The sequence below is a fragment of the Acinetobacter sp. AS5 genome, from assembly GCF_048957595.1.
Taxonomy (GTDB): Bacteria; Pseudomonadota; Gammaproteobacteria; order Pseudomonadales; family Moraxellaceae; genus Acinetobacter.
Genome location: NZ_JARDAL010000119.1, coordinates 1 through 2,204 on the forward strand (window position 1 = coordinate 1; position 2,204 = coordinate 2,204).

3 protein-coding genes are annotated in these 2,204 nt (G+C 40.1%); all 3 read right to left on the reverse strand.

Annotated elements, in window-relative coordinates:
- The coding region (locus tag PV763_RS17420; RefSeq protein ID WP_420938281.1) for a helix-turn-helix domain-containing protein at positions 1–440 on the reverse strand (440 nt) is incomplete at its 3' end.
- Positions 441–878: 438 nt separating this feature from the next.
- Positions 879–1,811 (reverse strand): IS5 family transposase, encoded by a 933-nt coding sequence (locus PV763_RS17425; protein WP_420938282.1) that lies wholly within the window; start codon positions 1,809–1,811, stop codon positions 879–881.
- Positions 1,812–1,976: 165 nt separating this feature from the next.
- The coding region (locus PV763_RS17430) for a hypothetical protein (RefSeq protein ID WP_147522709.1) at positions 1,977–2,204 on the reverse strand (228 nt) is incomplete at its 5' end.

A 2,204-nucleotide genomic window follows, 5' to 3' on the forward strand; every position in this document is an offset into this window, starting at 1 on the left:
CCATCGATCTGGATCAGCTCACCGAAGCAATCACGGTTGTATCGAGGCTGATATGGACGTTTCAGGCGCTTGGATCGTGGAATCCAGAGGTCATCTGCAGTCATCCAGCGCCGAAGCGTTTCTACCGGGATATTCAGGTCAAACATGCTGCTGAGCTTCTCATGGGCCAAGGTAGGTCCAAATCCCAGCAGATGTTCAGAAATAATGGAAAGACATTTTGATTTTAATAAATCATCATGGCGACGATGACCCGGTTGACCACGACTGGCATGCGCCATACCTGAAACACCATCTTGATTGAGCTTCTGTAATAACCGGGTAATTTGACGGGTGGAAAGATTCAGGATTTCAGCAGCACGGACTTGTGTAATACGATGATCTCTAACGTCTTGCAAAACTGCAAGACGTTGAATTTCTTTATCAGACATAGTGATCAGCATCTATATTTATATCCAGTCCATGATGATGAAAACCATCATAAACTAGACATTTTTATTGGTGAGAATATAGACACTTTAAATGGGTTCTAACACACTGATTTCGTATAATATTGATTATGTTAAGCGAAGTATACCAAACAATAACTTCATATATCCCTTACACTCACCTGATTTCAATAAGTTAAAGTACTATCCTTTATTTAGATAAATATGATATGTTGAATTAAATTTTAATTCATAAACTTCATCATGTTTGAACTAAAAACAATTCGATTGACAAAAAAAGGTTCAACTAAAAAACAACTAATATTATTGTTTCACCTCAACTCGTACTGTCCCTGTCTATACCCATTGTTGTTCTCAATGAAAGTTTTACGCTTTCAAAGGGCTTTGTTGCACAAAGATTTGAAATGCAAAGCGCCCCTAATTGAGCCAAATTTAAGGCGTAACTTGGGTAAATGGTCGACCTGATTCCGTAAATCTGTTGAGGACTGCTACACGTGCATGAATTTCATTCACTTGGCTATCAAAACTCCTTGCGCTGAGTTTATCTCCTAATAATTTGATGCAATGCATCTTAGTTTCAACCAAACTTCGCCGATGATAGCCTGACCATTTTTTCCATAGTGTCCTGCCTAAACGTTTAACTGTTCGAAGTAATTCATTTCGTTCTAGCGAGCTACTCTTTGTATCTTTCCATGGTTTCGCATTTTTTCTAGGTGGAATCACCGCATGCGCTTGCCGATCTGCAATGACCTGACGGCATTGCTTGGTGTCATAAGCTCCATCGGTATAAACAGAGTCAATCTGCTCATCTTGTGGAATCTGATCAAGTAAATCACCAAGCACCTGTGAATCACTGACATTATTGGTTGTAAGCTGAACTGCTCGTATTTGCAGGGTTTTGGCATCTATACCAATATGTAGTTTACGCCATTGGCGACGATATTCAGGTCCATGTTTCTTGCGCTTCCATTCGACCTCACCTAGAAACTTCATGCCTGTAGAGTCCATAAGTAGATGCAGCCCATCTCTACTTTTTTGGTAGCTGATTACAATATCAATATGCTTTTGTCTTCTACATATGGTCGAATAATCTGGGGCCGTCCCATTTAAGCCAGAGAGTTTAATCAGACTTTGCACAAAGCCAGTAACCATACGTAAAGACAGACGAAATAAGGATTTAATCATTAAGCAGCATTGGATGGCTGCGTCGGAGTAGGTTTGATTTCGCCCTTGTTTGCCTTTTGATGGCGCATACCATTGCGTAGCAGGATCAAACCAAATGGCAATATTTCCGCGACTCATGAGTGCTCGGTTATATGCGGGCCAATTGGTTGTGCGGTAGATTTTGTGTGTAGGCTTCTTCATTTGAAAATTATATCGCTGAAAAAGCCTTTACAGATAGGTTTGTGCAACAAAGCCCTTAGTTGAAAAAAATTTTAGATTTCATGCTCACACACCACCTAAAACAAAAAATATCTGATTGATTTTACAGGCTTTTAATTTAAGGTTTTATTCTACCCACTCGCAATATCAATGTTTAGTATCACGACTCACTAACTCATTAACTAAATATGGAGCAGTACGGCTATCTTGATTTTCTGTTATTTGTTTTGGTGTTCCTGCCACAACAATATTCCCACCAGCATTTCCAGCACCTGGTCCCACATCAATCACCCAATCTGCTTGTGCAACGGCACGCATATCATGCTCAATCATAACCACGGTATTACCCGCATCGACTAATCGCTGCAATTGAAC